We start from the raw sequence: 5,356 nt of genomic DNA on the forward strand, positions 1-5,356 counted from the left end.
GGATTTTGCTCAGTTGGCAAAAGACAACTCTAACGATGACAAAACAAAAGAAAATGGTGGAGAAATCACTTTTGACTCTGCTTCAACAGAACTTCCAGAACAAGTCAAGAAAGCAGCCTTTGCCTTGGATGTGAATGGGGTTTCTGATGTGATTACAGCTACTGGAACACAAGCCTACAGCAGTCAGTTCTACATCATCAAAGTAACGAAGAAAACAGAAAAATCTTCTAATATAGAGGATTACAAAGAAAAATTGAAGACTATCATCTTGACTCAAAAACAAAATGATTCAGCCTTTGTTCAAGGAGTAATTGGTAAAGAATTGCAAGCAGCAAACATCAAGGTTAAAGATCAAGCCTTCCAAAACATCTTCACCCAATACATCGGTGGTGGTGACTCAAGCTCAAGCAGCAGCTCTTCATCTAACTAAGAAAGTAAAAAACAAATCTCTTTTGAGATTTGTTTTTTTATACCTGATACTAGAAAATGAGTAAAATTCGAAGGATTAAAGGATAAGAGTTTTTTTCTTTCTGAAAAAGTGGTATAATAGCAATCAAAACTAGAAAATAAAACGGAATTGGGAACAGAAGCGTCTGTTCCTATTAGAGTGGTGAAATATGAAAATTAGTAAAAGGCACCTACTAAACTATTCCATTTTGATTCCTTACTTCCTTTTATCGATTTTGGGGCTGATTGTGGTGTACTCGACAACGAGTGCAACCTTGATCGAAGAAGGGAAAAGCGCCTTTCAATTGGTGCGTAACCAGGGGATCTTCTGGATAGCTAGTTTGATTCTGATTGCCTTAATCTATAAATTAAAATTAGGTTTCCTAAGAAACGGTCGTCTCATCTTTATCGTGATGATTGTGGAGATGATTCTTTTAGCCCTAGCGCGTCTGGTCGGAACACCTGTCAATGGAGCATACGGATGGATTTCTGTAGGACCTGTAACGATTCAGCCTGCGGAGTACCTTAAGATTATCATCATCTGGTACCTGGCACATCGATTTTCAAAACAACAAGATGAGATTGCGGTTTATGACTTCCAGGTTTTGACACAGAATCAGTGGCTACCTCGAGCTTTTAACGATTGGCGTTTTGTTCTGCTGGTTCTGATTGGCAGCTTGGGAATTTTCCCAGACTTGGGAAATGCGACCATCTTGGTCTTGGTGGCGCTCATCATGTATACCGTAAGTGGGATCGCCTATCGTTGGTTTTCGACCATTCTGGCTCTCTTGGCAGGGAGCTCAATGTTAGTCTTGTCTGTCATTCGCTTTGTTGGGGTTGAAAAGTTCTCTCAAATTCCTGTATTTGGTTACGTTGCTAAACGTTTTAGTGCCTTCTTTAATCCCTTTAATGACTTGGCGGGTGCAGGACACCAGCTCGCAAATTCCTACTATGCAATGGTAAATGGTGGCTGGTTCGGACTGGGACTGGGGAATTCTATCGAGAAGCGTGGTTATCTGCCAGAAGCCCATACGGATTTTGTCTTTTCGATTGTCATCGAGGAGTTTGGATTCGTAGGAGCCAGTATGATTTTGGCTCTACTCTTCTTCTTGATTTTGCGAATCATCTTGGTTGGTATTCGAGCAAAGGATCCCTTTAACTCCATGGTTGCTATTGGTGTCGGAGGGATGATCCTTGTTCAGGTCTTTGTCAATATCGGTGGGATTTCAGGGTTGATTCCTTCTACAGGGGTAACCTTCCCCTTCCTTTCACAAGGTGGGAACAGTCTATTGGTATTATCCGTAGCCATTGCGCTTGTACTGAACATTGATGCCAGTGAAAAACGTGCCAAACTTATCAGAGAATACGAGAATCAAACCGATGAAAGTCTGTAAGGATTGAATGGAAAGGAAAGTATATGTCTCTTCAAAAATTAGAAAACTATAGTAATAAAGCAGTCGTCCAAGAAGAAGTCTTGATTCTGACTGAGCTATTAGAAGATATCACAAAAAATATGCTGGCGCCAGAAACCTTTGAAAAGATTATCCAGTTGAAGGAATTATCAACTAGCGAGAATTATCAAGGGCTCAATGACCTAGTGACCAGTCTTTCGAATGAAGAAATGATTTACATTTCACGCTATTTCTCTATCCTTCCACTTTTGATTAATATCTCTGAGGATGTAGATTTGGCCTATGAAATCAATCACCAAAACAATGTGGACCAAGACTATTTAGGAAAACTATCTACAACGATTAAGATGGTAGCTGAAAAAGAAAATGCAGCCGAAATTTTAGAAAAGTTAAATGTCGTTCCTGTCTTGACCGCCCATCCAACGCAAGTACAACGCAAGAGTATGCTGGATTTAACCAACCATATCCATACGCTTTTGCGCAAGTACCGTGATGTCAAACTTGGCTTGATTAATAAAGAAAAATGGCACACAGATCTCCGTCGTTACATTGAAATTATCATGCAAACGGACATGATTCGTGAGAAGAAATTGAAAGTAACCAACGAAATCACCAACGTGATGGAGTATTACCAAAGTTCTTTCCTGAATGCTGTTCCGCGTTTGACGGCAGAGTATAAGAAACTAGCTAAAGAACAAGGTATCGAGCTTCAGCATCCAAAACCGATTACCATGGGGATGTGGATCGGAGGAGACCGTGATGGAAATCCTTTCGTAACTGCAGAAACTCTTAACAAATCAGCCTTGACTCAGTGCGAAGTCATCATGAACTACTATGATGAAAAGATTTATAATCTTTATCGTGAATTTTCACTTTCAACCAGCATCGTGAATGTCAGCGACAAGGTCCGTGAGATGGCGCTGAAGTCACAAGATAACTCGATTTACCGTGAAAAAGAACTCTATCGTCGTGCCCTCTTTGACATCCAAGCTAAGATGCAGGCAACCAAGGCTTATCTCATTGAAGACAAGGACCTTCAACCTAGATATGCCACTGCAGATGAATTTTATCAAGATTTGTTGGCCATTCGCGATTCTCTCCTTGAGAACAAAGGAGAATACCTGATTTCAGGAGAATTTGTAGAGTTGATGCAAGCTGTCGAAATCTTTGGTTTCTACCTTGCTTCTATCGATATGCGCCAAGACTCTAGTGTTCACGAAGCCTGTGTGGCTGAATTGCTAGCATCTGCTGGTATCAATGATCACTATAGCGATCTATCTGAAGATGAAAAATGCGCCCTCCTCTTAAAAGAGTTGGAAGAAGATCCTCGTATCCTCTCAGCGACTCATGCTGAAAAGTCAGAACTGCTTGAAAAAGAACTCTCTATCTTTAAAGCTGCGCGTAAGTTGAAGGATAAACTGGGTGAAAACGTCATTCGTCAAACCATCATTTCGCACGCAACAAGTGTATCCGATATGCTCGAACTAGCCATTATGCTTAAGGAAGTCGGCTTGGTGGATGCCCAAAAAGCCCGCGTTCAGATTGTTCCCCTCTTTGAAACAATCGAAGACTTGGATCACTCAGAAGAGACTATGAGAAGATATTTCTCTCTACCCTTGGCTAAAAAATGGATTGCTTCAAAAGACAACTACCAAGAAATCATGCTCGGCTACTCTGATAGTAACAAGGATGGTGGTTACCTATCATCATGTTGGACTCTCTATAAAGCGCAACAACAACTGACTGCTATTGGGGATGAATTTGGCGTTAAGGTTACTTTCTTCCATGGTCGTGGTGGTACTGTGGGTCGTGGTGGTGGACCAACTTATGAAGCCATCACATCTCAACCACTCAAGTCTATTAAGGACCGTATCCGTCTGACTGAGCAAGGAGAAGTCATTGGAAACAAATACGGTAACAAAGATGCTGCTTATTATAACCTTGAAATGTTGGTTTCTGCAGCCATTAACCGTATGATTACCAAGAAGAAGAGTGATACTAATACATCAAATCGTTACGAAGCCATCATGGACCAAGTAGTGGATCGCAGCTACGATATCTACCGTGATTTGGTCTTTGGAAATGAACACTTCTATGACTATTTCTTTGAATCAAGTCCAATCAAGGCTATTTCAAGCTTCAATATCGGTTCGCGTCCAGCAGCACGTAAGACCATCACTGAAATTGGCGGTTTGCGTGCTATTCCTTGGGTATTCTCATGGTCACAAAGCCGTGTCATGTTCCCTGGATGGTACGGAGTGGGATCAAGTTTTAAAGAGTTTATAGATCAAGATCCAAAGAATATCGAGTTCCTTCGAGACATGTACCAAAACTGGCCTTTCTTCCAATCTTTGCTTTCCAATGTAGACATGGTCTTGTCTAAGTCTAACATGAACATTGCTTTTGAATATGCCAAGCTCTGTGAAGACGAAGAAGTACAAGCTATCTACTACACTATTTTAGATGAATGGCAGTTGACTAAGGACGTTATTTTAGCTATCGAAGGTTATGACGAACTCTTGGCAGAAAACTCTTACCTAAAAGACAGTCTAAACTATCGTATGCCTTACTTTAATATCCTGAACTACATCCAGTTGGAGTTGATCAAACGCCAACGTCGCGGAGAATTGTCGGCAGATGAAGAAAAACTGATCCATACAACTATTAACGGAATTGCAACTGGTTTACGTAATTCTGGCTGATATTCTACAAACTTCCTCTTTTTTCAAGGGGAAGTTTTTGAATTGTTTAAAAAATTCTAAAAATAAGCTTGACAAGTAGTTGAAAAATGATATAATTTAAACATTCAGAAAGTAATCATGCTCATTTTTTAGAGAGTCTGTGGTTGGTGAAAGCAGATAGATGAAATTGATGAAATTGGGCTGAATGTACTTAAGAATTTGAAATCATAAAAATTCGGTGAGCACACCTTACAGTGCAACTCGTTATTGCGAGAAAGAGCGATAGGGATATTCCCTATAATTGAGGTGGCACCGCGCATCGACGTCCTCACACAAGTTTTTTGTGTGAGGACTTTTTCTATGGGGAGGAAAGCCTATGAAATTTAAACGATGGCATCGCTTGATGATGTGATTTAACAAGTTAAGGTAAAAGAATTAAGGAGAAAGAAAAATGAAAAATAAACGTTTGATTGGAATTGTCGCTGGATTAGCAGTATTGGTAGTGGCTAGCTTGATTTATTCATCAATGAACAAGCCAGCAGCTAAGGAAGAGCAAAAGGTTGCTAAGGTTGGTGTCCTTCAATTTGTTAGTCATCCATCCTTGGACTTGATTTACCAAGGGATTCAAGATGGACTAGCTGAAGAAGGCTATAAGGACGACCAAGTAAAAATCGACTTTATGAACTCTGAAGGTGATCAGAGCAAGGTTGCAACCATGAGTAAACAATTGGTAGCAAATGGAAACGACGTTGTTGTTGGGATTGCGACACCAGCTGCTCAAGGACTTGCTAGTGCTACAAAAGACCTACCTGTTAT

General features: G+C 40.4%; 4 protein-coding genes and 1 other annotated feature. All 4 genes read left to right on the forward strand.

Annotated elements, in window-relative coordinates; all coding sequences use genetic code 11:
• On the forward strand, positions 1–430 hold a 430-nt coding region (locus SORDD27_RS10145), incomplete at its 5' end, for a peptidylprolyl isomerase (RefSeq protein ID WP_231069273.1).
• Positions 431–617: 187 nt separating this feature from the next.
• Positions 618–1,841: a cell division peptidoglycan polymerase FtsW gene (gene ftsW, locus SORDD27_RS02810; RefSeq protein ID WP_061427194.1), complete on the forward strand. Its 1,224-nt coding sequence runs from the start codon at positions 618–620 to the stop codon at positions 1,839–1,841.
• Positions 1,842–1,864: 23 nt separating this feature from the next.
• Positions 1,865–4,561 carry a phosphoenolpyruvate carboxylase gene (gene ppc / locus SORDD27_RS02815; protein ID WP_000058165.1) on the forward strand — a complete coding sequence of 899 codons (2,697 nt, stop codon included), beginning with the start codon at positions 1,865–1,867 and terminating at the stop codon, positions 4,559–4,561.
• Positions 4,562–4,657: 96 nt separating this feature from the next.
• Positions 4,658–4,873: a binding site (T-box leader), on the forward strand.
• Between the two features lie 118 nt (positions 4,874–4,991).
• Positions 4,992–5,356, forward strand: a 365-nt coding sequence (locus tag SORDD27_RS10150) for an ABC transporter substrate binding protein (protein WP_269139426.1), incomplete at its 3' end; no start/stop codon positions are given.

Source organism: Streptococcus oralis (assembly GCF_001579025.1).
Lineage (GTDB): Bacteria > Bacillota > Bacilli > Lactobacillales > Streptococcaceae > Streptococcus > Streptococcus oralis_X.

Excerpts from the sequence above, each read along its gene's own strand:
- ftsW (WP_061427194.1), top strand. The coding sequence starts at position 618 with ATGAAAATTAGTAAAAGGCACCTACTAAACTATTCCATTTTGATTCCT.
- ppc (WP_000058165.1), top strand. The coding sequence starts at position 1,865 with ATGTCTCTTCAAAAATTAGAAAACTATAGTAATAAAGCAGTCGTCCAA.